14 protein-coding genes are annotated in these 23,593 nt (G+C 55.9%); 6 read left to right on the plus strand and 8 right to left on the minus strand.

Annotated features, from left to right (window positions below):
- Nucleotides 1-428 precede the first annotated feature (428 nt).
- Complete coding sequence (locus tag SH573x_RS08640; RefSeq protein WP_479354195.1) at nucleotides 429-1,979, minus strand: Mur ligase family protein; 1,551 nt, start codon at nucleotides 1,977-1,979, stop codon at nucleotides 429-431.
- Between the two features lie 855 nt (nucleotides 1,980-2,834).
- Here SH573x_RS08640 and SH573x_RS08645 point away from each other — a divergent pair.
- The 3 genes from SH573x_RS08645 to SH573x_RS08655 are packed head-to-tail and all read left to right on the plus strand — an operon-like array spanning nucleotide 2,835 to nucleotide 7,313.
- On the plus strand, nucleotides 2,835-4,217 hold the full coding sequence (locus SH573x_RS08645) for a MotA/TolQ/ExbB proton channel family protein (RefSeq protein WP_479354197.1): 1,383 nt from the start codon (nucleotides 2,835-2,837) through the stop codon (nucleotides 4,215-4,217).
- The gene (locus SH573x_RS08650) at nucleotides 4,214-6,325 is read left to right on the plus strand and encodes a zinc ribbon domain-containing protein (protein ID WP_479354199.1); all 2,112 of its coding nucleotides are present in this window, start codon (nucleotides 4,214-4,216) and stop codon (nucleotides 6,323-6,325) included. The genes SH573x_RS08645 and SH573x_RS08650 overlap by 4 nt, the downstream gene beginning before the upstream one ends.
- Nucleotides 6,326-6,344: 19 nt before the next feature.
- Nucleotides 6,345-7,313, plus strand: a complete 969-nt coding sequence (locus SH573x_RS08655; protein ID WP_479354201.1) for a hypothetical protein — start codon at nucleotides 6,345-6,347, stop codon at nucleotides 7,311-7,313.
- Nucleotides 7,314-7,550: 237 nt separating this feature from the next.
- Here SH573x_RS08655 and SH573x_RS08660 read toward each other — a convergent pair whose 3' ends face one another.
- Both SH573x_RS08660 and map read right to left on the minus strand, forming a co-directional pair.
- Nucleotides 7,551-8,492 (minus strand): DMT family transporter, encoded by a 942-nt coding sequence (locus SH573x_RS08660; RefSeq protein ID WP_479354203.1) that lies wholly within the window; start codon nucleotides 8,490-8,492, stop codon nucleotides 7,551-7,553.
- Entirely contained in the window at nucleotides 8,464-9,267 is an 804-nt protein-coding gene (gene map / locus SH573x_RS08665; RefSeq protein WP_479354204.1) for a type I methionyl aminopeptidase, read from the minus strand. The genes SH573x_RS08660 and map overlap by 29 nt, the downstream gene beginning before the upstream one ends.
- Nucleotides 9,268-9,599: 332 nt before the next feature.
- Here map and SH573x_RS08670 point away from each other — a divergent pair, with 332 nt between their 5' ends.
- Both SH573x_RS08670 and SH573x_RS08675 read left to right on the plus strand, forming a co-directional pair.
- Nucleotides 9,600-10,622, plus strand: a complete 1,023-nt coding sequence (locus tag SH573x_RS08670; protein ID WP_479356677.1) for a type II secretion system F family protein — start codon at nucleotides 9,600-9,602, stop codon at nucleotides 10,620-10,622.
- Nucleotides 10,623-10,819: 197 nt separating this feature from the next.
- A complete protein-coding gene (locus SH573x_RS08675) occupies nucleotides 10,820-12,094 on the plus strand; it encodes a NupC/NupG family nucleoside CNT transporter (protein WP_479354205.1) in 1,275 nt (424 codons plus the stop codon).
- 126 nt (nucleotides 12,095-12,220) lie between these two features.
- On the opposite strand, the gene SH573x_RS08680 is transcribed toward SH573x_RS08675, so the two are convergent.
- From SH573x_RS08680 to SH573x_RS08700, 5 genes are all read right to left on the minus strand, one after another.
- A complete protein-coding gene (locus SH573x_RS08680) occupies nucleotides 12,221-13,273 on the minus strand; it encodes a transaldolase family protein (protein WP_479354207.1) in 1,053 nt (350 codons plus the stop codon).
- 288 nt (nucleotides 13,274-13,561) lie between these two features.
- The gene (locus SH573x_RS08685) at nucleotides 13,562-14,626 is read right to left on the minus strand and encodes an ATP-grasp domain-containing protein (RefSeq protein ID WP_479354208.1); all 1,065 of its coding nucleotides are present in this window, start codon (nucleotides 14,624-14,626) and stop codon (nucleotides 13,562-13,564) included.
- 9 nt (nucleotides 14,627-14,635) lie between these two features.
- Complete coding sequence (locus SH573x_RS08690) at nucleotides 14,636-15,766, minus strand: pyridoxal phosphate-dependent aminotransferase (protein ID WP_479354210.1); 1,131 nt, start codon at nucleotides 15,764-15,766, stop codon at nucleotides 14,636-14,638.
- A gap of 273 nt (nucleotides 15,767-16,039) precedes the next feature.
- Nucleotides 16,040-17,467: a glycerate kinase type-2 family protein gene (locus SH573x_RS08695; RefSeq protein WP_479354212.1), complete on the minus strand. Its 1,428-nt coding sequence runs from the start codon at nucleotides 17,465-17,467 to the stop codon at nucleotides 16,040-16,042.
- A gap of 133 nt (nucleotides 17,468-17,600) precedes the next feature.
- Nucleotides 17,601-20,024, minus strand: a complete 2,424-nt coding sequence (locus SH573x_RS08700; protein ID WP_479354214.1) for an efflux RND transporter permease subunit — start codon at nucleotides 20,022-20,024, stop codon at nucleotides 17,601-17,603.
- Nucleotides 20,025-20,284: 260 nt separating this feature from the next.
- Here SH573x_RS08700 and SH573x_RS08705 point away from each other — a divergent pair, with 260 nt between their 5' ends.
- Nucleotides 20,285-23,527, plus strand: a complete 3,243-nt coding sequence (locus tag SH573x_RS08705) for a YCF48-related protein (RefSeq protein ID WP_479354215.1) — start codon at nucleotides 20,285-20,287, stop codon at nucleotides 23,525-23,527.
- The last annotated feature ends 66 nt before the right edge of the window (nucleotides 23,528-23,593 follow it).

Here is a 23,593-nt window from a genome sequence, read left to right on the forward strand (position 1 = left end):
AAATTCAGGCCACGGCCGGCACTGCCGGACGTGGCCTGATTGATTCCTGGCACCGGGGACGACACATGGTCGCCCCGGTGCGCAGACTAAGCTCTGCCGCGAAGCGCCAACCGGCTGCGATTGACCCAGAAACCGCAAACCGATCGACATTGTGCTCCGACCCAGGAGGGAGGCCAGTTGTGATTTCCCGCAAAACCACAACTAACGACAGAGCTTCCATTGGTCATAAACATCCGTGTATTGCAAGCCAGTGCGGGGACTGTGTTCCTCCATGAACGGGACTGCAACCGGGCTCGGCAGGATTCGGTTGGGTAACCGTATCTCAGGTCAGCCAGAGCCAAAGTCGCAGTGCTTGCTGGATGATTAAGGGAATACTGAAAGGTCCGTTTAGACGTCAATGGTGAATGAAGCAAAACTTGAAAAAATTTTCAATTCACCACACCACCGCTGCTTGGAGGCGGAAAGATACTTAGCAGAGGTGCTGTGGCCGACTGTACTACGCTGGTCAGATTGGACTGTTTTTCAGCTAGCGCTAGTTTTGCGACAGATTCGTCGGTTGCCGATAATTGTGGCGTGCTGGTCGGCCAAACTCCGCTGCCGCAGCCAGCCAGTAGAATGCAGCCTCTATCTGTATTATGAATCGCCCAACGAATCGCTTGCGCGCGATTCGGGATGATTTCGTGCATTCCGGGCTTGTTTAGACCGCCGAGAACGTCCATGGCTGCATTGCGAGTTTGTTCGCAGGTCAGCGCGCTACCGGTCAGCACGACGCGCGTGCCCGCTTTTTGCAGCACTTCGCCCAGTCGCGTGCGCCACTGAGGATGCAAGCGCTCGTTCAAATCGACCACCGCTGTACAGGGGCCAAACTGATGTAGCTTCAACGCATGCAGGGCGACGGCAATTCGATCCGGTGTATCGCCGGCGTCGATAAAGACGGGCACATCCACGGAAGTTGTGATGCGCTGCATGCGGCCAGGAATCGAGGGCAGTTTCTCGACGGCTGGAATCAATTCGCCCAGCGGGAAATCGAACATCCAACCGGCTGCAACTGCGGCCAGGGCAGCGCGCGCCATGTGGTCGCCGGGCATGTTCAGCGTTAGCGGCATTAGAGTATGGGCGGCGCGAATCAAAATCTGTTGCTGACCGCCGGCTCGCGACAGACGCTTACCGCGAATGTGTTCGCTGGCATCTAGTCCATAACCAATCGCGGTGCAATCGGTGTTGGCTGCCCACTGGGCGACATTGGCATCGTCGGCGTTATAAAGCACCATGCCATGCGGCTTGAGTTGATTCATCATCTCGTCGAGCCATTGTGAATAGCGGCGCTGCGAGGCGTGGCCGCGATGCTGGCCACTGCGCAGACCGGTCAGAATCAGCAGATCGAACTCGACGCCTGCCGTTGCATGATGTTGCAACATGGCTTGACCAATTTCGATCACCAAAGCTGGAGAGCCCGCTTGATCGGCTCGGCTCATCCAGTCCGCCAACTTGCGGGCCGAGGGTTGTTGAGTAGTAGTGCGATCGCAAGTAACTGAATCGCTCGAACCGAGCGATGTATAGTAACCGATCCCGCCGCCGACGCCTTTGAGCATGGCGGAAACAAATAGCGAAGTCGATGTCTTGCCATGAGTGCCAATGACGCCGATGGTCAACATGCGCTGCGAGGGAGAGCCGACCAGGGCTTGGCAAATTTGGCCAAAGGCCTGGCGATTATTTTCGACCAGGCACTGCGGAATATTGACCGGCAAGAGTCGTTCGGCGACGACGGCGGCTGCCCCGCGGGCCACTGCTTCGACGATCGCCTCATGTTCGTCGCGGCCTGCGAATTCTTGAGGCACAAACAGGTCGCCTGGCCGGCACAGTTCAGCTCGACCCACGCAGCGCTGAGCTACGATATCTTCGGCACCCACAAAGACTGCCCGATCGAGCAGATTGCGCAGACTGACTGCACCGCCAAAACACGGACGCGACGCGCTCATTGCGGCCTCCTTGCCACTTGCAGAATATGTTCAGCAGCATCCATCGCTGCCCCGCATTCACTGTACGGACCACCATGTCCCCAGTGAAGTGTTACCAGCGTGTCCCGAATCAAGAAAACTGTCAAGACAAGAATCTGTACCGGTCGCGCAAACGCTCCGCACACAAGCGTCTGTTTCCACACGCAAAGTCGATTGCTAGCATTGCCCTTGAGAGCGCTGTGCCATTTGAGACAGCATTGATGTGACAACCAATGCCACCATTACGTTTGTTAACAGTCGTTGGTCTGTCCCCGAGCTATCGTAGAGCAGCTGTCCTCAGCTGCTCAGCACCCTCTAATCACAGCTTCTTCCGACCGAGCTCGTCAAACAGCATCTGGTCTGTCCCCAAACGCTCGGCGGGGGACAGACGTGTGGTTGTTTAGCAAGCATTGGTTGCGTGGTGTCTGTCCCCGATCCGAGCACGGGGACGGAGCTGGGGTGAATGACCAGCGGTACAGGTTGCCGACTTGCCGGGTTCTGAGCGGCTGGGGACAGCCGCTCTACATCAAAGCTTCCTCCGACCGAGCTGGTCAAACAGTATCTGGTCTGTCCCCGAACGATTGCGCGGGGACAGACGTGTGGTTGTTTAGCCAGCATTGGTTGCATGAAGTCTGTCCCCCATCCTAGCGCGGGGGACAGAGCTGGGGTGAGGACCAGGGGTACAGGTTGCCGACTTGCCGGGTGCCGAGCGGCTGGGGACAGCCGCTCTACTCCAGAGGGGATCTCGATAAATTCACCTTTACTCAGGAGGCGGAGAATAGCACAATTCGCGCGGACGACTGTGTGCACTTACGAAACCATGGATGGTGGCCTGGCATGGGAAGCTTATTTTCAACGCGACCGCGAAGCAGTTTCGAACTGCCACTGGTTCCGGCATTCATCATGGGCTCGGCCCTGACGCTAGTCTTTTACGGCCTGCTGCTCTACGGGCCGTTGGACAACGCGCTGCTGAAACGCTACTGCTTGTGCCATCCCGTCGCCGAAGCCTCCGTGTGGCTGTTTTTCATCGCCTTCGTCGGCATGGCCATCAAACTGCGCAACGCCTACTCGCAACGACGTGTCACGCAGTCGGTTGGCCAGTTGCTCGACAAGTATGTAGTAGAAGGTGAAGAAGTTAATCGCAGCCAACGCTCGTTATGGCTGGAAGCTCACTGGCTCTCGCTGCCTCAATCTCAACGCGATAGTTGGATCGGTCGCCGCGTAGCTGAAATCATCGAGCGACAAATCAAACGCGGCAAATATTCGCTTCTGGAAACCGATATTCGTGAACTGGCCGAAGCCGAAGGCGATGCGCAGCACGAAAGTTACTCGATCGTGCGCATCATCTCGTGGGCTATGCCCATGCTGGGCTTCTTGGGCACCGTTATCGGGATCTCGGATACGCTCGGACAACTCGATACGGAACTGCTGGCCAGCCAATCACAAGCCGCCCTCAAACAAATGACCTCGGGTCTGTTCGTAGCCTTTGACACTACAGCCATTGCACTGGTGCTAACCATCACTGCCATCTTTATCCAGTTCACGGTCAGTCGCGTCGAAACCGGACTGCTGAGTTCGATGGACGAAGTGGTCCGCGATAACCTGATTGAATTCCTGGGCAGCGATGCGCGTCAAGTCGAACAAGATCTGCTAGTCCCAGTACGCCAAATGGCCGACGACCTGGTCAGCGCAGTCCACCAACTTGTCGAACAACAAGCGACCCTTTGGTCTCGCTCCATCACCGAAACGCAAAAGCAGTGGTCTAGCTGGTCCACGATCAGCAGTGATCAACTGCGTCTGGCTCTGTGCGAGTCGCTCGACAAGTCATTAACTCAGCATGCCCAAGAGATCGAACGCATTCAACAAGAAGCTGGTCGCCAGGTCGACGCGCGCTGGCAACAGTGGCAGATCACTCTCAGCGACCAGGCTCGAGTCATGCACGGACAGCAGAAAGAATTGGTGCGCCAGACCGAAGCGATCGAACGCCTGGTCACTAGCACTTGCGAACTATCCAAGCTGGAAGATGTAGTGCGTGAGAGCTTCGGCAATTTTGCCATGATCGAGCAGCTAAAACAAACTAGCATCGGTGTAAGCGAAGCTGTGGCGGTGCTGGCGACCAGCTTGGAACGCGCGGGCATCATTCGCGGAGCGCCCGTAAAGCCGCGCGTCATTCGCAAGCCAGATGAAGATGACCAAGAGGGCTCGAGGAAAGCGGCATGAGCGGCAAACGCGGTCGCGGTGACCATGCGCCCAGTTTGTTTCCCTTCCTGGCCGTACTGCTCTGTACGGTGGGCGCCCTCGTTTTAATACTGGTGCTGATCGTCGGTCAGTCTCAAGCTTCGGTCAAAGAAGCCATCGATACTCGCGCTCAGCGCGTTGAAGAATTGAAATCGAAAGTCGAGACAGTTCGCGAATCGTTCCGCGAAGATCGCGAAAAAATCCAACTCGAAATCGAAAAGAAACGCATGAGCCTCGAAGCGCTCGAGCGTCAGACGGTCGAGCTAGCCAAAGAACTCGAACAACTCGAAAAAACTTCCGAACTCATCGACCAACAATCATCGGCTGATGATTCAGTCGAGAAAGTCGAAGCTGCCCTGACCGATATGCAAAAGCAATTGGCCGCAGCCGCGGAGAAGCTGAAAGACAAACTGGCTAAACCCAGCAATGAAAAGCCAGTCTTTGCGATCATCCCCTACGAGGGCACCAGCGGCACGCATCGCCGACCGATTTACTTGGAATGTCGAGCCGATGGCATCCTGATCCAACCCGAAGGCGTGTTCATCCCTTTAAGCGATTTGAAACCACCCTACGGTCCAGGCAATCCACTGGATGCAGCTCTGCGCACGGTGCGCAACTACTACTCACCGGCTGGCGCACTCAATTCATCGGCCTATCCGCTGCTGGTCGTGCGATCCTCTGGTATTCGCACCTATGCACTGGCACGCATGGCCATGGCCGGTTGGGATGATCAGTTTGGTTATGAACTGATCGAAGACACGCTGGAACTAACGTTTCCAGAAAGCGAACAGTCACTAGTCAAAGAACTTGAACGCACGTTGGTTACCGCACGCAGTCGACAGGCCGCCTTGGTAATGGCCATGCCTGGTCGTTATCGAAAAGCGATCGAAGATCTGAACGAAGACAACATTACCTTTAACGACGGCGAAGGCAGTTGGGGCGGTGGCGAGGGTGAACTGACCGGTGCAGGTGGGGGACTTGGACCCGGTGGATATGGTTCAGGTACCGGCGGCAGCGAACTGGCCAACCACAGCCCTACCTATTCCGAAGGCAACCGCGATTCAATGATGAACTCAGCCACAGGTTCATCGCTGACCGGTGGTCGCGGCGGTTTCGCATTTTCACCCGATGGCTCCAGTTACTCTCCGTCCGGTTCAATGCCAGGTAACAGTAACGGTATGAACGGTCAAAGCGGTTCAGGGCTGCGAGGCTTTGCCACCGGTGGCCAAACTGCGCCGAGCAATCCCAATGATGCCTCAAGCACCGGTGCTTATCCACCCGGAGGGCAAGCATTGTCGGCCAATGGTCAAACGGAAACTGCCAACGGCACTCCATCGTTTGCACAAGCTGCGTTGGGTGGCAATCAATACACGCGTGGCAATGGCGATGGACAGACTAGCGATGGTCAGCCGATGGGCGAAAGCGGCGGACAAATGTCGTCGCGCAATCCAACTGGCTCAGGCAAATCGCAAGGTAGTTTCCGCGATGCGCTCAACGCCGCTCGCTCTAAACAAAACGGTACAACTGATGTGCAAGGCGACATGGCGGCGCAGTCGGCCGACGGCGGTACTGGCGGCACTCAACAGGCCGGTGCCAACTCGGAAGGTTTCGGATCCTCTAGCGGCAGCCCACAGCAAATGAGCTCTCAGCAGGACTCTCCCACCGCCAGCATGTCGATGCAGAGCAGAGATGCCAAGAAAGATGCCGAAGCGGTCGCCAAACGCAAAGGCCGCAATTGGGCTTGGACCGCTGGACCACCGCGCGAAACCGCAGTCGTGCGCAACATTCGCATCTCTGTGTATGAAGACCGCTGGGTGATCCTGCCCGATGCCGGCAGCAAGGATAAATCCGTGACCATCATGTTGGATGTCTCGCTGCAAACCAGTGCGGAACAGCTGGCCAAAATTGTGGCCGAGCGCATGGATCGATGGGGCTACGCCCTGGCCGGCGGATATTGGAAACCGGTGCTGCAAGTGGAAGTCGCGCCGCGCGCTGACCTCCGCTACAAACAGCTCACGCGACTTCTGGACGGCAGCGGGCTGGATATTCAACTCGTACAGCCGGGGACCACCGGCGGGCAATCCCGTTAACTCATAAAAGGTTGCTCAAGTGGCCAGACGCGAAGAACAAGGCAACATTGGCGAAGATTCCTTCTTGGATACCATTGCCAACCTGGTAGGCATCTTGATCATTCTCGTGGTGCTGATTGGTGGCAAGACGCGTGTGGCTGCCGAAGTGATGAGTCGCGAGATCCAGCAGCAAGACATTGTAGACGCGGCGCTGGAACCAGCCGCCGAAGCGGAACGTCTGCGTGAATCCGCCATGGATAATCTAAAGCAGTTACAGGCGTACGCGACCGAAACTGAATACCGTCGACTCGAACGCGATCGATTGCTCGAACAAAAGGCACTCGCGCAAGCTTCCATCGATGAGCGTATATCAGAAGTCGATGAGAAGAAACGTGAGCATATAGAGAAGAGTAGCCAGCTGTCGCAACTTGAAAGCCAACTCAAGGAACTCGGCGACAAGCTCAACGAGAAACCGGAAAACAAACGCAGCAAGATAATTCTGGAACACTTGCCCACGCCAATGGCCAAAACGGTCTTCACCAAAGAGATGCATATTCGACTAAAAGATGGTCGCGTGACGGTGATCCCCTGGGATCGACTGGTCTCAACGCTCAAGGAACATGCACCACTGGCCGCCCGCCGCGCACCTAACAAGAAAGCGCTCGACGATAAACTTGGTCCCATCAATGGCTTCATGATGCACTATCGCATGGTGGCTATTCCTGGTGGCTTCGAATTGGAACGCTTCGAAATCGATGTCACGCCTGAGAACACAGGTGAAACACTTGAGCAGGCACTCAGCAGTAACGGCATGTTGCGCGGTGAGATGAGCAGCCGCGTACCAGCGGAAACTGTGGTCACCGTCTGGGTCTATCCCGATTCGTTTGCGAAGTTTCGCGAACTAAAAAACTCTCTCTATCGCGAAGGCTTTCTCGCCGCCGCTCGTCCGCTGCCCGACGATATTCGCATCGGCGCCTCGCCACGTGGCAGCCGCAGCTCTGCCCAATAGCCTCTCCAAGGCTTCGCCTTGGGGAGGTCGAATCGAGGCGTAGCGAGATTCGGGAGGCGTCTGGGCACGTAGCCGATCTCGCCAGAGATTGGGAATCGATTGGTGACGCGTCCAAAGTCTGGCGACTTCGGCTACAGCTGTTACCGCTGGAGTCTTGCCTAGCGCATGGCCCCCTCCCGCAGACGAAGGCTGAACGCCTCGTCTGCGACCTCCCCCGCTGCGCGGTGGAGGTGACGGTCACTTCAAGACGCTGGGCAGATAGCGACTGACCAGGCCCGCGAGAATTAAACCGCCGCCAATCCAGGTCCAGACCGGTGGTGCTTCGTAGCTGACATGATTGTGCCAGGCCACAAAGACCCACAGCGGTAACAACACCGGTTCGATCAAGGTTAGCAACGAAGCTTCCGCGGCCCCGGTATGACGTAGACCGCGGGCCATCAGAATGTAAGCCAACGACATTTGAAAGACACCAAACAGCGCCAAGGCCAGCATGCTATTGACCGTGACATGATGTTCCGTCGTCAACACCCAAGGTGATAATAGGAGCACGCTGCCGGTGTGATTGAGCGTGATTAGCCACACAGAATCAACGCCGCGCATAGTTCTCAAGCACAGAATCACACCTGCGTAAGTAACTCCTGAGAGAATGCCCAGAACGGTGGCATATACCGAACCGAAACGGAATTCCATGACGCAGATCAGGCCCACGCCTAACGCGCACAGAGTGAACATGACCATGTCCGCGCGTGTAGGCATTTCGCGCAAGAATACGATGCTCAAAATAATGACCCAAGCCGGCGCGAGATACTGCAGCCAGATTGCATTGGCAGCCGGTCCATGAACCATGGCCGACATAAATGACCAGATCATCACCGCAAAGCAAACGATCATTGGCGCCATCTGCCATCGCCAGGTCGGTTTCCGGATGAGCGGCAGCAGAATCAGGATGGCAAACAGGCTGCGATAGAACGCCAGCAACAATCCTCGCGATTCAACGGGCCAATATTCAAACCACGGCGCTTTTGCAAAGAAGCCGCTAGTGCTCCACAACACACCGGCCAGCGCAATCTGCAGCGGACCGACCCACGAGCGTTGCTCTTGTGATGTACTCAAGTTGATGCTGACCTGGCGAGTTTGACCACCGACGCGTTTAAAATTTGTGGCCAGCTCGAGGACCATTCTTGGTCAGTGTCAAAATTTCTGGTCCGGTCTCAGTCATGAGAATAGTGTGTTCAAATTGTGCCGACAATTTCATGTCGCGCGTGCGAACGGTCCATCCATCTGCTTTATCCAAGCGCGTGAAGCGGCTGCCCGCATTGATCATCGGCTCGACTGTAAAACACATGCCAGGCATCAAACGTTCTTGTCGCGACTTGCGATCGGGCACGTGGGGAATGTTGGGTGGTTGATGAAAGTCGCGTCCCAAGCCGTGGCCGACATATTCGCGCACCACCGAAAAGCCACGCTTGTGGGCTTCGGCGACAATCGCATCTCCGATTACGCTAACCGGGCAGCCTGGATAAAGCGCACCAATTGCCAGGAACAAACAGTCCAAGGCGCACTGGGTTACCGCTTTGGCTTCGCTGGAAACTTCGCCAACCAAAAAAGTTTCCGATTGATCGCCGTGCCAACCGGCGACGATCGACGTGACGTCGACATTAATGATGTCGCCCGACTTTAAAATCGTTCCATCGGGAATGCCGTGGCAGATAACGTCGTTGATGCTGGTACAACAACTTTTCGAATATCCCATGTACCCGAGCGTAGCCGGGGTATGACCATGTTTAATGGTGAATTCGTGGACGAGTTTGTCGATTTCGAGCGTCGTAATGCCGGGTTTGATGAAATCGCGAACGTAGTCCAGCAATTGGGCGTTGAATCGTCCGGCGGCTCGCATACTGTTGCGGCCGGCTTCGGTCAGTTGAAGTTTACGAGGCTGCTGATTTTGAAGCATAGTATTTGAAGAGGTGTGTCAGTGATTGTCAGTAGATCGGCCAGGATATTATAGACTCGCGGCCATCGGCTAGGGAACAGCTGAAAACGAAGAGATTGCAGGAAGACGACGCGGAGTGCGTAGAGTACGTAATTTGGTCGGCTTCGCCGGTTTTTCTTTCCAGGCAGCCAACGTTTATGGCTGCTACCGTCGCGCAAGCTTCGACTACAATTAGACGAGCACGCCGCAGAGCTTTCCATGTTTTCTTTCTTGGAATCTTTAGTTCGTTCGGGGCTGAGTTTGCCCTGACACGAAGAGTGCCCTAATCCCGAATTGGATGTGTCCACGTGCTTATGAAACTCCGGCCGCTGGCTAATTTCTGTCGACGCATGGGGGTGGGACTGCGCGCGGGCGTCGATATCATGCGCGTTCTGGAAACCGAAGCCCGCACCGGCGATCAACAGCACCGGGCGGTCATGCGGGCGGTGGCCGACCAAGTCCGCGACGGCTCGACGTTGGCGAAAGCGATGTTCGGTGCCCAGAAATATTTTCCGCCGCTGCTGATTCAAATGGTTCACGCCAGCGAACTGGGAGGTCGAGTTGAATCGACTTTCACTTACATGGCGGACTACTACGATGACTTGCTGAAGACTCGCAACTATTTCTTCCAGCGCATCGCCTGGCCATGCATTCAGCTCGTCATGGCTGTGGGCATTATCGGTATGACGATTCTGATCCAAGGCATCATGACACCACAAGCCGCCGAGGTCTACGATGCCAGCGGTACCGGGCTGACCGGCGTGCGCGGCTTCTTCGTTTACTGTGGCATCGTCGGGTCGGTGTTTTTTGTCGTGGGGACACTGATCTTCGGAATCTGGAAGAATTGGTTTAACGCTCATCGATACCTGACACCGATCGTCCAACGCATTCCCACCTTGGGAACCGCTTTGACGACTCTGAGCGTGTCGCGTTTCAGCATGACGCTTTCCATGTTGCTGAACGCGGGTGTCGAAGCCAAACGTAGTACTAAACAAGCTTTCATGGCCACTGGCAACCAGTATTACATCCGCGCGATGGATTCAGCTCTTGAGGCAATCGAACGCGGCGATTCGTTTGGCCAGGCGATCGACATCGCCAAAGTCTTTCCGCAAGAGTTCGTCGAAGCCATTCATTTGGGCGAACTGAGCGGCACCGAAACGGAATCGCTCGATCACTTGGCTCTGCAGTATCGCGAACGCGCCAAAGCCGCTTTGAATACGATAGCCACCATCGCCAGCCTGGCCATCTGGCTGACCGTCATGGCCATGATCGGTTACATGGTCCTACGCTTGGGCATGCAGTACGTAAACATGCTAAATGGTTTCTTGCCGAAGTAAGTCAGTGTAGAGCGGCTGTCCCCAGCCGCTCAGCACCCGGCAAGTCGTTTGCCTGTCACACTGGTCCATCGGTCGGAAGGAACTTTGGTTAGAGGGTTCTGAGCAGCTGAGGACAGCTGCTCTACAACACATAGCGGGCTGAGTTGTTAGAATCGTAGCCGCATTGACTTGTGATCGTTTTTCTTGGCCGAGGGATCATGTCCGATATTTTTGCGCGGCTTAGCAGTCTGTTGGGGTTGGCGGTACTGATTGCAATTTGTTGGCTCGTCAGCTCGGATCGCAGGCGATTCCCGCTGCGCATTGTGGTCGGTGGTCTAGTGCTGCAGTTCGTCTTGGCCGCGCTGGTGTTGCGCACGCAGTGGGGTGCACAGTTCTTTTCGCAAGCCAATGCGGCGGTTAACCAGATGCAACTGTTCGTGGAAGAGGGCAGTTCGTTTGTGTTTGGACTGTGGAATGCTGATGCCGTCGATGGAAAATCTAAGTTCTTACTAGGCACATTCGCCTTCGGTGTTCTGCCGACGGTGATCTTCTACTCCAGCCTAATGGCCGTGCTGTACCACTTGGGGGTCATGCAGTGGGTCGTGCGCGGTGTGGCTTGGATCATGCAACGGTCGCTGCGGACCAGCGGTCCGGAAACTTTGGCGGCGGCCGCGAATATCTTTTTGGGTCATACCGAAGCTCCGCTGGTGATCAAGCCATTCATTCCAGCCATGAGCCGTTCGGAACTCAACGCGATGATGGTCGGTGGCTTCGCCAATGTGAGCGCCAGCGTTCTAGGAGTGTACAGCGGCTTTGGCGTCGACGTTGGGCACTTGGTTACCGCCAGCGTGATCTCGGCTCCTGCTTCTCTGCTGATTGCCAAGATCATGTTGCCCGAAGCACCAAATGCGGAAGTCAATGCTTCGCTGAAACTGGGTGATGAACGTCCGAGCGTTAACTTGATAGGCGCAGCCGTGGATGGAGCCAGCGATGGTTTGAAGCTGGCGCTCAATATTGGTGCCATGTTGATTGCGTTTCTGGCATTGATTGCGATGGCAAATTTTCTTTTGGGACAAGCCGGTTGGTTCATCGGCTTTCGCAGTAGCGAAGGCTTGCCTACACTCACGTTGTCGCGCATCTTCAGCACAGTATTCTCACCCGTCGCCTGGTTGATCGGCGTGCCATGGAGCGAATGTGGCTATGCCGGGCAATTGCTGGGCACCAAGATGCTGGCCAACGAACTGGTGGCCTATCAAGAACTCGGCGAAATGCTAAAAGCAGAACCGGCGGTGATCAGTCAGCGCACCAAAACCATCATGACTTACGCGCTCTGCGGCTTTGCCAACTTGGGTGCCATTGGTATTCAAGTTGGCGGCATCGGGGGCTTGGTACCGGCGCGCCGCAATGAAATCGCCCAGCTAGGTCTGCGAGCCATGCTGGGCGGCACAGTTGCCACATTGATGACTGCCTGTATCGCAGGCATGCTACTGTAAATTGTTTGCTACTGGGTAGCCACCGTCGCCCGACGGTGGACCGTGGACTCGGCTAGCGGCGAAATCCACCGCTTGGCAGCGGTGGCTACCAACTAGCGGTGGCTACCTACTAGCGGTGGCTACCAACTAAGCGCGGACAACGTTTCTGCGCTGGGCGATGGTGGCTAGCAACTTCTTTTGCGGAGTGGCGAATTTTTCAATGCCTTCGCTCATCAGGGCCGCATGCAGAACTTGTGAGTCGACTAGTCGATCGATCTCTTCCAGAACGGCCGCCGAGGGCATCTGATCGACTTTACGCGTGAACGTGCGCCCGCTCTTGGACACAGCATCGTTGGTCTCGGGGGGATTGGTTTGAATATCGCTACCAGCTAGCGCATCCACATATTTCCAAGGTGGATCGCTAGGGTCCTTGGTACCGGTGCTGGCAAAGATAATCTCTTGCTCCAGCGGCGTCTGATGGTTCTTCCAGAACGCCTGATTGGCTTGCCACATGCGTTTGGCATTGACGATACCCACCAAACCTTGAGCATCTGCGGAGAGCTGCGATACTTTGCTCTTGGTGAACTGATCGACGCGCGAAACGAAGATGCTGTACACGCTCTTGAACTTGGCCAGCGAACTCAATCGCGAAGCACCGCGCCACACACTATCGCGGGCCGCCACGTACTGATCCATGGTAAAGATCAAGGTAACGTTCAGCGTGACACCGGCCGCGGCCAGGTGTTCCACGGCTTCGATTCCAGCCGGAGTAGCCGGAACTTTGATCATGCGATTGGCATGACCGGCCGACCACTGTTGGCCCAGTTCCACATAGCGACGCACGCGTTGAGCATGCGGCATGTCGCGTTCGGGATCTTCGATTAATGGATCGAGCTCGAAACTGACCCATCCCGAGTTGCCTTGGCTGCGTTGCCAAGTCGAAAAGAACTCTTGCTGAGCCGCGCTAACAACCTGGTCGGTCAATTGCCACGCGATGGCTTCATCATCCATATCGCCCTCAGCCAACTTGCGCAATTCGTCGTCATATCGACCGCCCGCTAGCAAGGCACTGATGATAACTGGGTTGCTGGTGGCTCCCACCGCTCCCCAAGCGATATTCTGTTTGACTAGATCGGGATCAACCGAATCCAGATACAGCTTGGTGCCGCAATCGATTAACGACTGGATCGAAGTACTCATTACCCAAAACTTTCAATTAAGCAGATTTGATTACCGTGACCGCGCGGCCCGCCATCGGTCCCACAATCCACAACAGATTCAAGGTGACTATTATAGACCATCGTTGACGGGCTGTGGGACGCCTCCAATCGTAGCGGAATGCGTCAAGCATTTCGAAAATTCTCTGTGGCGGAATGCGTCAAGCATTTCGATCTGCACTTTCAACTTCACCATGGAACTCGAACGCCTTGACGGCTTCCGCTACGCTGTCAGGAGAACTCGAAAGCCTTGACGGCTTCCGCTACGCTGTCACGCGACAAAGCGGTGGCCGCTCCAGTGCTGCGGCAGTGTCACTGGCTCGCCACGACAGGCCTGCACAATCTGGCCCGCTAGCGGTGGAAAACAATCGGCCAAGCCCACAAAGCTAGTAGTCACGCGAGGATTGATTTCAATGATCGTCAAGGGTGAGTGCAAGCTGCTTTCATTCCATAGAAAGTCAACTCCCACCCAGCCGCGCGGCTTACCCGGCATGGCTTGCAGAGCCGCAGTCAACAGCTCTGCACTCTCGACGCTGCACGGAAAATCAGGTTCGATCGAGCCACCCCGATACTTCAGCTGGCCATCGAGTTGTTGTAGGTTTTGTCTGACCACGGGTAACCAATGACATTGACCATGGGCATCGACGATGGCTGAGCGACTGCAGGCTATACCACTCAGCCAGGGTTGCAGCATCCAACGCTCCGCCTGCGATTGTCGTTGGGCCAACGCTTGTGTCAGCTCGCTGGTCGCCACACGCTCGATGCCCTCACAGCCGCAGCCATCGCGAGGTTTCAGCACCCAGTCGGTTACTGTCAAGCGTTCCAGTTCTGGAACATCGATCTCGCTCAGTAGCCAAGTTAGCGGATGAGGCAGGCTATGGGTTTGCAGTCGTCGAGCCGTTTGCCATTTGTCACTGGTGGCCACCACAAACTCTTGATCGCAGTTGCAGGTCGGCATACCGCGTCGACTGCACCAGTCCAAGCTATCCAGCAGAATGCCATCGGACTCCGGCGCGATAACGATGATCATGTCGCAAGTGGTATAGGCTTCCAAGCTGTGTTTGTTTTGTGGTTGGTCCGGTGGGATAGTGGTGGGAGGCTGGGAGGCTGTGCTAGACACAGGCTGGAAGCCTATGCCACACACAGGCTGGAAGCCTATGCCACAGACAGGCTGGAAGCCTATGCCACACACAGGCTGGAAGCCTATGCCACAGTGCGTCAGGCTGTTGATGAGTGCCTGGCACATGGCCCAGCCTTCGCGGCGGATTGATTCGGGCAAGTCGTTGCCTGGACTTGCTCCGCCACAACTGGCCCATTCGTAAACACCGATGCGCATGGGCTTTGGTTAACCGCCGGGAGATTCAGCCAGTTTGTTTAGGGCTTCGATACCGCGCTGCAACATCTGGTCGGAAGCTGCGTAAGAGATACGAAAGTGCGAATCACGCTGGCTGAAGATGTTGCCAGGGATGATCAAGATACCGCGATTGATGGCCGCCGTGACAAACTCCGAACCTGTGCCCCATGGTGCTTTGGGGAATAAGTAAAACGCCCCGCCCGGTTTGACGATTTCGAAACGATCTTTCAAACCATCGAACATCATGTCGCGTTTGTGAGTGTAATCACTTCGATAACCGGCCATGTCAACATCCAGCGCGGCCAGTCCCGCCCACTGTGCCGGTTGTGGAGCACAGACAAAGCTGTATTGTTGAAACTTGATCATCGTTTCAATTAACGCCTTGGGACCATGGACCCAACCCACGCGCCAACCCGTCATGGCATGGCTCTTGGAAAAACCGTCGATGACGATCGTATTGGGATTGTAGTCGGCTGGTGAAACCAGTTGTCCTTCGTACACGAACTGGCTATAGATTTCGTCGGAGACCAGTGCAATATTGCGTTCGGCGGCCAACTCAGCCAGCGCTTTGACTTCTTCCACACTGGGCGTAATGCCAGTGGGATTGGCTGGTGAATTAAACAGAATCAGTTTGGTGCGGGGCGTGATCGCCGCTTTCACTTTATCAATATCGATCCTGAAATCTGGATACGTATCGATCATCACGGGCACGCCGCCCACCAGTTTCACCAGAGGCGGGTACATCACAAAGAACGGATCGAAGATAATGACTTCATCACCCGGATCGACCAGCGAGAACATGGTCAACACCAGCCCACCACTGGTACCAGAGGAAATGAACACATCGCGATCGGAATGTCCGTATCGAGCTTGAATGTCCTGCTGCATACGCTCACGCAAGGGACCGATACCTTGCGAAGGCGAATAGGCATTCTTGCGATTATGAATGGCATTCACACAAGCTTCTTGGACGGTGGCCGGGACATCAAAGTCCGGCTGGCCGATCGACAGGTTGATCGGGTCCTTCAGTTTGGCTGCCAAGTCGAAGACTTTGCGAATACCACTGCTGTCAAACGCGCGGCTGCGAGCTGCGATCCAACTCTCTACTCCAGATGCATTCATTCCGATGATTCGTTCTGCGGGTTAAGGATAGGAAAGCGGCCTAGTTTAGCATAGATTGTAGAGCAGCTGTCCTCAGCTGCTCAGCACCCTCTAATCAATGTTTCTTCCGACCGTTTGACCAGTGTTACAGGTGAGCGACGAGTGTAGAGCAGCTGTCCTCAGCTGCTCAGCACCCTCTAATCAATGATTCTTCCGACCGTTTGACCAGTGGTACAGGTATACAACTTGCCGGGTGCTGAGCGGCTGGGGACAGCCGCTCTACTACGTACGGGCTCAACCTTTCAAAACGATTCGCAGATCGCAGACATTGGTTCCGGTGGGGGATGATTCAATCAAACCACCAACTTCATGAAATAGCGGCCAGGCGTCGGCGCGGCGGGCGTGGTCTTGTGCGTCGAGTCCAAACTGCTGCACGCGGGTGGCCAGGTTGGCATCGAACCAGGCGCCGGCGGCTGAGGTCGGGCCGTCTTCGCCATCGGTACCGGCCGAGAGCGCAATGATCGGATGAGGGAATCGCAGTCGATCATCCGGCCAGCCACGTTGCATCAGCTCGAGCATCGTCAGCAACATCAACTGCTGATTGCGACCTCCACGACCACAGCGCTCGGGTTGCGGCAGCCGAACAGTTGGCTCGCCTCCGCTGATCCAACAATCGATTTGCCGCTGGTGGCCCAGTTGCTCGATGGTATCGGCAACTTTGATCGCCATTCGGCTGACATCGCCTTCCAACTCGCGTGCTGCTTGCATGATATAGCGATAACCCAGCTCGACGGCTTTCACGCCAGCCGCGTCGACGGCCGTGGCGTTATTGGCCAAGATAATGTGTTCCACTGGTGCAATGTCTTTGACGATGTGGGAACTCGGAGTCACTTGCATGCGTTGTCGCAACACGCGCACGACATTGGCCAGCGGCTCGCTTTCTAACAAATCCAAATCAGCCAAGACGCTCAAGGCTTGATTGGGTGCGGCCGCGGCTGACAGCAACGTGGGACCTGAAGCGATGGTCTCCAGCGGATCGCCCAGCACATCGGAGATGATCAGCGTCACTAATTGATGTGCGCGACAGGCACGCGACAGTCCGCCACCCTTCACGCGACTAAGCGCCCGGCGCACGGTATTGAGCTGGGCAATATTCGCACCTGCCGCCGCCACGTGCCGAGCCACTTGTTGTTTATCGGTTAGCGTGATGCCCTCAATCGGTGAGGTCAAAATGGCGGAACCACCGCCCGAGAGCAGCACCACGCACAAGTCGTGGGCTCCACAACTGGCCATCAAACGCATGATTTGATCGGTACCATCTACCGCTGCTTTGGTTGGCTCGTTCATACCGGCCGGTCGAGCTGCATGCAAGTGAATCGGCCCTGCACTGCCGGGTTGGAAACTTCCCTCAGGGGCATTGACCCAACCGATTACTGCCACTTCCCGTTCCAACCGCTGCAGGCAGTGTTTATAGAAGGCAGCGGCCATCGCCGCCGAAGCTTTGCCAGCGCCCACCACCACCACGCGCCGAATGCCGCGCAGCTCAACTTCATAATCAGCCAATTGCAAAGTGCGACCATCGGTCGATGTTTCCCGGGCAAAGATCGAATCGGGCAAAGTCGCTTCCACGCCAGCCCACCAAATCTGCAGCGCATCGCTCAAGGCTTTCGGCCCACACGCTGCTTGCTTTGCCAGTTGGAGTGGAAGTTTGCTGGTATTCAATGTCGGACTTTCATCTATGGATTTCTCTGCGAGCTAATCATAACTCGACTGGCTGCTTGTGGAGATTGATTACAACGCACAGAGGCGGAGATCGCGGAGAAAACTTCGCGTGCTTAGTATTCTTTGTCGCAGCTCATGATGGCTCAGCCTGTTGCTTGGCTGCGCGTGGTAACAAACATTTGCCCAGCGGACTAAGTAACATGCCCGGCAACAATACCAGGTCGCCCAGAATGGCGCTGCCCAGCATGGCGATCATCAAGAATGCGAATTGCCGCGTGGGCAAAAATTCAGCAAACAGAAAGGGGATCATAGAACAACAACTGATCAGCATCGTATGAAACATGGCCGCACCGCACGACGAAAGCGTATCGGCAATCGCTTGCGTGCGAGTATCTCCCGCAGCCAAACGCCGCGCATACCAGTTCACAAAGTGCAACGTGTCGTTAACGGCGATTCCCATGGCCACGCTCGCGGTTAGCAGGCCTGCGATATCCAAGCGAAAGCCCAGCCAGGCCATCATTCCGAAAACCAATGTCTCCGGAAGTACATTAGGAATCATGATCAACAAACCTGCCCAGAATCCGCGAGCGATGAGCATCATCACGGGTGTAATAAGCACAAAGGCTGCCGTGAAGCTAATCTGCAGATCATCTATCAGCGACAACTGCGTTGAATGCATCACCGGATAGAGACCGGTTATGTCAATCGTAAAGGGCGGCGAATTGTCGGCCGTCAACGCGATCTCGGTAACTTGATCGGTGACGCGTTTAGTCAGCAGACCATAGTCTTCGGGACTGGTGGCCGAGACTTTCGCAGTCACGCGCCAAACTTCGGCGCCTGCGCTATGTTGTGCATCAAGCGCACCATCGTTGGAAACCGCCAGTCCCGCGGGCAGCATGGCTGGTTCGCGATGAACCCAACCTTGTTCTTCCAATAGTGGTCGAATTTCTCCGATCCGCTTGCGCAGCAGGCTACGACGAGCTACATCGCGCAAGCTGCCGCCACGCGGCATCTCGGGCAAGAATGTCGTCGCCGACATCGCCACGCCCAGCTGTGGATTCTGACGAATGCTCTCGCAAATTCGATCGACCCACACCACCCGCTCCCAAGCATCCAGGTTGGAGCCGGCTGGAAATCGTACTAACACTTCCACACTAGCGATCGGGCCGAGATTCTTTTCCAACCAACGCATATCGGTGATGGTAGGGCTATCGCGCGTGAACATGTCATCGAACTTAGTCGACGGCTTTAAGTAGCTCAGCCCAATCAGGCTGATGACGATCAACAGCAGCCCTCCCGTCGCGACCGCGCTGGCATGTCGATTCATCCAAGCGGTGTACCGTATCGCGGCAGGTGAAATGATCGGAGCATGTGTGTCTTCGGCAATGATCTGCTCCGCTTCATGCACCAAGTCCTCGACGGATTCATGATGGTCTGCACTTGACGGATCAGCGCTAGTAACTTCGGGAGCGACGGTCTGTGATGTAGCAGCACGCAACTTGTTGGCTTTAGCAATGGCTTTGCGAGCATAGAACCAATCGGATAAGGCTGGGAAGGCTAGTAGCAGAAAAGCAGTGGCCGCACACAACGACGTTGACGAGTACATGCCGAACTCGCGCACCGGGGCCAATTGACTCGCACATAGCGAAGCCATGCCGAGCGATGTCGTCAAACTCGATAACAAACTCGGCTTGAATCCCATCAGCAGTGCACGACTGCCCAAGTGATCTGAATGCAGTAAGGATGCTTCGACGTAGTAATGCATCAGATGCACGGCGCTCGAGAGCGTTAGCATGAAGACTAACGTCGGTAGAATGATCAGTACGGCACTGAAGTGGCCACCGGTGGCAGCCACCAGTGAAATGGCCAACAGGGTACCAATGCCGCCCATGATCAACACGGCCAGCGCTGCCCAGCCGCTGCGCAAACATACGCAGGCCAGAAAGATCCCGATGAGCATGCTGGGTAAGGCCAACTGCTTGAGACTCTGTTCGGCGGCCACATCGACCGCGTGCGATTCGTAGACCGTGCCAGCCATGCGCAACTGGCTGCGGTCCAACCCCTCGACACGATCGGCCGATGCGCGCACATGCTCCATGGCATCGGCCTGATGTTTCAACGCATACGGTGTAGCCTTAGCTACAATTGCACACAGTCCTTTTGGGCCCACCAGAATACCTTGTAGGCGGCTTACCGCTTCGCGTAGCGGCAATTCCAAAGGCTCGTCGGTCAGAGCTCGAACGATTTGAACAGTGGACTGAATCGAAACAAAAAGTGGTTGTTCCAGCTTGGGATCCTGCTGCAGCTGGGTCATCATTCGCACCAAGCGCGGATCGTTGGCTTTGCAGCCTTCCCACGAGATCAGCAAGAATTGATCGCTGCCAAACTGCTCCAAAAAACGTTCATAACGTTCGCGTTCCGGTCGACCGTCGGGCAGCCATTCATGTACGCCCGCAGAACCGACCGGTAGACGAATCACGCTCAGGGCGATAAGCGGCAGCAACAGCAGCATGCCGATTACGACCCGACGTGACCATCGATCCAGCAGGTTAAGCATTGAGTGAGAACTTTCGTCGGCGAATATGAGCGGCGGCGGCCTATCTTAGATTTGAGACCGAAAAACTCAAATCTCAAATAGGCGGTCACCGATTTCGCAAATTGGCATGGCGGATAAGGTTGAGTTTTTGCTATGGATGGATCGCTGGCGGTACGGGCTCTAAAAGAATTGGCCACGTCCGCGATTGGAAGCCACAGTACATCGTACAACACTATGTTCATGCGCAGTTAAAGCGAAGTAAATTACGAAGGCAGGACAGGATGTCGGCAATTCAGCGCCACGTCGCCTCCGGTGGGCTCTGCAAAATCCTGGTGTTGAGCTGGGTGGTGTGCTGGGGGCTGGTCGAGGCACCATCGCTCGTCGCTCAAGATTTATCTTGGGTAAGTGGCGCCATTGAACGTAGCAAGCAGGCTGTCCGCGAAAATTTGCCAGCCTGGCAATACGATCCGCGCGTGGCTGCAGGCAATGACGACGCCGCCCTGAACGGTTTGGCAATCGTCAATCCAGATCGCATGTGGGCTGTCGGTGATCGCGGCCTGATCCTGGCTACGGTCGACGGTGGGCGAAGTTGGCATCCCCAGAATTCCGGTACGTCGTTGAATTTATACGACGTGACGTTTGTCGATGAACGCCATGGCGTGGCCGTAGGTGGCTCTGTGCAACCGATGTCACAAACCAGCGTGGGCATCATTCTCATAACCAGTGACGCTGGTGCGACCTGGCGCGTCATTAGCTCGATCAGTCGAGCCCCCCTGCCGAGACTAATCGGATTGACGTACGAACCAGGCGGAGCAATGCGTGCTTGGGGCGACTACTCAAGCGCACACTTGACCGGTATCTTCGAAAGTTCTGATCGAGGTCTCAGTTGGCTGCCCACGCCATCCAATGTGGGGCACGTGCAAACAGTGGCAGTTGAGAAACATGGATTGCGCCTGGCTGTGGATCGCGCAGGCCGTCTCAGTCAGATTCCACCCAACCCGAATCGTGCATTGATCCAGCTGGCTGCACCAACTGCGCCGATCAATGTCATGGCTTTGGTGGGGCAGCAGTGGTTGGCGGCGGGAAACGCGGGTACGCTGGCAACTAGCCGCGATGGACAACAGTGGAACGATCAGCACGTGCCCTTATCGCCGACAGCGCGTTCTAGTTGCAACTTTATATGCATGGGTATCAATGACCAGCAAGTGTGGCTGGGCGGTTCACCTGGTTCCATATTGTTGCATAGCGCCGATGGCGGCTCTACTTGGCGCACCATTGCGACTGGTCAGAACTGGCCCGTGCGGGCGATTGAGTTTATCGATCGACATCGAGGTTGGCTGGTGACGGCCGGTGGTTCCATTTTGGCCACGCGCGATGGCGGCGAGAGTTGGTTTTCGCAACGCATCTCAGCCAAACGTCTTGGTTTTCAAGCGATCTGTCTTTCCGATTCGGACATCCCCTGGCCTGCGCTGGCCGATGCCGCCTGGCAAGCTGGACAGGCCAGCAGTTTGTTGGTGGTCCATCGACGCAATAGTGAAGACGTGGTCGGCTTCGCGCCGGATGCCTCCAGCAGTGTGCAAACGATCGGTACGCAGATGGGACTGGCACAGTCCGATCTGGCTCCACACTGGCCTGTGCTTGAAACGTCCACGCAAAATTTGATGAACGTCTATCGCAGCCAAACAATGTCAACAGGTGGCGAATTGTCTGGACCAAACCTCCAAAACTTTTTGGCCATGCAATTGCGGATGGGGCGACCCAGCGCGCTATTGCTAGATGACGGTAGCCTCAGCGCGAACCACTCCAGCTCAGCCCTGCAGGATCTTAACATGCAGGCTCTGAATATGGCAGCTCAAGAATCTCCGGCCACCGCCTGGTTGAGTGCCGAGTTGCGGTTGCAACCCTGGAAAGTTTCTAAGCTGTTCAGCGTCTCGCCAGTGGAACGATCCGACTTTACCATTGCCCACGACCAACTGCTGCGCGACTCGGGGCTCTCGATCATCGATGTGTTGGCGCCGGTCGATGGATGGCAAGGCAACCTACTAAAAAACACTTCGCTTCGCTGTCTGCAACTCAGCGGTGGTAACCAATCAGCGCGTCAAAGTCTGTTAGCTTCGACCGACCGGCATCCCGATGCCAAGAGACCTATCGATGTATCCAACGTTGGTAACTTGCAATTGCTGATGGGACGTGTTCATCGACAGAGCGCGTGGCGCGATCTGGCGACCAATCCTCTCAACCGCGAAGAACCTCTGGAAAGTTGGCTGAGGAAAGTTGACTCTGTCGCTGAGAGAACGCCTCGTGCCGAAATCGGCCAGGCACTCAAGCAATTGGCCGACGCCTGTTGGCAAGCCGGTTTATGGCAGCGCTGGTATGTGGTCGTCGATCGATTGGCCCAGCATACATCGCTGAGCGATACTGCTCGGTATGGGTCCCTGGCCCTCCTGACGACGGCGGCTAGCGATGAACGCCTGGCTTGGGAAAAGATGCAGTCATCTTCAACAGTCATCGATCAACCCGCACTCGCGCAAGCCAAAATCAAACTGCCCAGCCCACTGGAGTCCGATCCGTTTGATAGTCGCACCAGCGTGCGCTCAGCTGATGGCGATCACGATGACGAGGTGATTCAACTGGTATCCGCCGAGCGGCCGCTGGAGGATTTGTATGCAGGCCAGATCTCGCACTTGCGTGGCGCGGTGGCTGAATTCAATCGCTTGAGTGAAGTGGATCGCGCTCTGACCGCTCGACCCGATGTGGTCATGGCTCAATTTTCCCGGCGTCGCGGGCTGTCAGAGTTAGCGCGGGAACCAGTTCCTGACGCTAGCACGCTACAACTACTGGCCAATCGCTCGCAACTGGCAGGCTGGCAGCAAGTCGCCCAACAAGAAATGGCTTTGGCCAGTGGACGCATCACATCGCCGGCATGGACAGCCCACGCCAAACTCACCAGCCAACCTCCCGCGCTGGACGGTAAAGCCGACGATGCATGTTGGCAGACGGCCACGTCGATCGAATTGACCAGTCCGTTTGACGACACGCATGCCACGCGGAATTTGGCGCAAGTTCAATTCGCGTATGATGCGGAATTCCTGTATGTTATGTGCACCTGCAATCAACCGGCCACACCATCGTCGGCGCCGCCGCTGGACACCTCGGCGGCTCGACGTTACGACATGGACTTGCGAGGCAGCGATCATGTGCTGATCAGTTTTGATACCGATCGCGATTATGTTAGCGCCAGCGAAGTTGCCGTCAATCAGCATGGTCATACTTACGATCGTTGCTGCCAGTCGCCCTTGTGGAATCCACTTTGGTACGTTGCGGTCGACCGTACCAGTCAGGCCTGGACTGCGGAGTACGCCATTCGCTTGAAAGATCTGACTTGCCTATCGGTCCAGCCTGGAAGAGTTTGGGCTTTTTCTGCATTTCGTTACTTGCCCAGTGGCGAGGTCCTCAGTTGGTCGCAACTCCGCAGCTATAATCCGCGGCAGCAAGGCAATGGCCTGCTGGTGTTCGAGCAGTAAGGCATAGCGCAACCAAGACTGCCTGGCATCGGGATTCTAGACTCTGCGACAACAGCTGCGAGATGC

It is taken from the genome of Rania fehmarnensis (assembly GCF_056494185.1).

Excerpts from the sequence above, each read along its gene's own strand:
- SH573x_RS08645 (WP_479354197.1), top strand. The coding sequence starts at position 2,835 with ATGGGAAGCTTATTTTCAACGCGACCGCGAAGCAGTTTCGAACTGCCA.
- SH573x_RS08660 (WP_479354203.1), bottom strand. The coding sequence starts at position 8,492 with ATGGTCCTCGAGCTGGCCACAAATTTTAAACGCGTCGGTGGTCAAACT.
- SH573x_RS08650 (WP_479354199.1), top strand. The coding sequence starts at position 4,214 with ATGAGCGGCAAACGCGGTCGCGGTGACCATGCGCCCAGTTTGTTTCCC.
- SH573x_RS08685 (WP_479354208.1), bottom strand. The coding sequence starts at position 14,626 with ATGCGCATCGGTGTTTACGAATGGGCCAGTTGTGGCGGAGCAAGTCCA.
- SH573x_RS08705 (WP_479354215.1), top strand. The coding sequence starts at position 20,285 with ATGTCGGCAATTCAGCGCCACGTCGCCTCCGGTGGGCTCTGCAAAATC.
- SH573x_RS08675 (WP_479354205.1), top strand. The coding sequence starts at position 10,820 with ATGTCCGATATTTTTGCGCGGCTTAGCAGTCTGTTGGGGTTGGCGGTA.
- map (WP_479354204.1), bottom strand. The coding sequence starts at position 9,267 with ATGCTTCAAAATCAGCAGCCTCGTAAACTTCAACTGACCGAAGCCGGC.
- SH573x_RS08680 (WP_479354207.1), bottom strand. The coding sequence starts at position 13,273 with ATGAGTACTTCGATCCAGTCGTTAATCGATTGCGGCACCAAGCTGTAT.
- SH573x_RS08700 (WP_479354214.1), bottom strand. The coding sequence starts at position 20,024 with ATGCTTAACCTGCTGGATCGATGGTCACGTCGGGTCGTAATCGGCATG.
- SH573x_RS08690 (WP_479354210.1), bottom strand. The coding sequence starts at position 15,766 with ATGAATGCATCTGGAGTAGAGAGTTGGATCGCAGCTCGCAGCCGCGCG.
- SH573x_RS08670 (WP_479356677.1), top strand. The coding sequence starts at position 9,600 with ATGAAACTCCGGCCGCTGGCTAATTTCTGTCGACGCATGGGGGTGGGA.
- SH573x_RS08640 (WP_479354195.1), bottom strand. The coding sequence starts at position 1,979 with ATGAGCGCGTCGCGTCCGTGTTTTGGCGGTGCAGTCAGTCTGCGCAAT.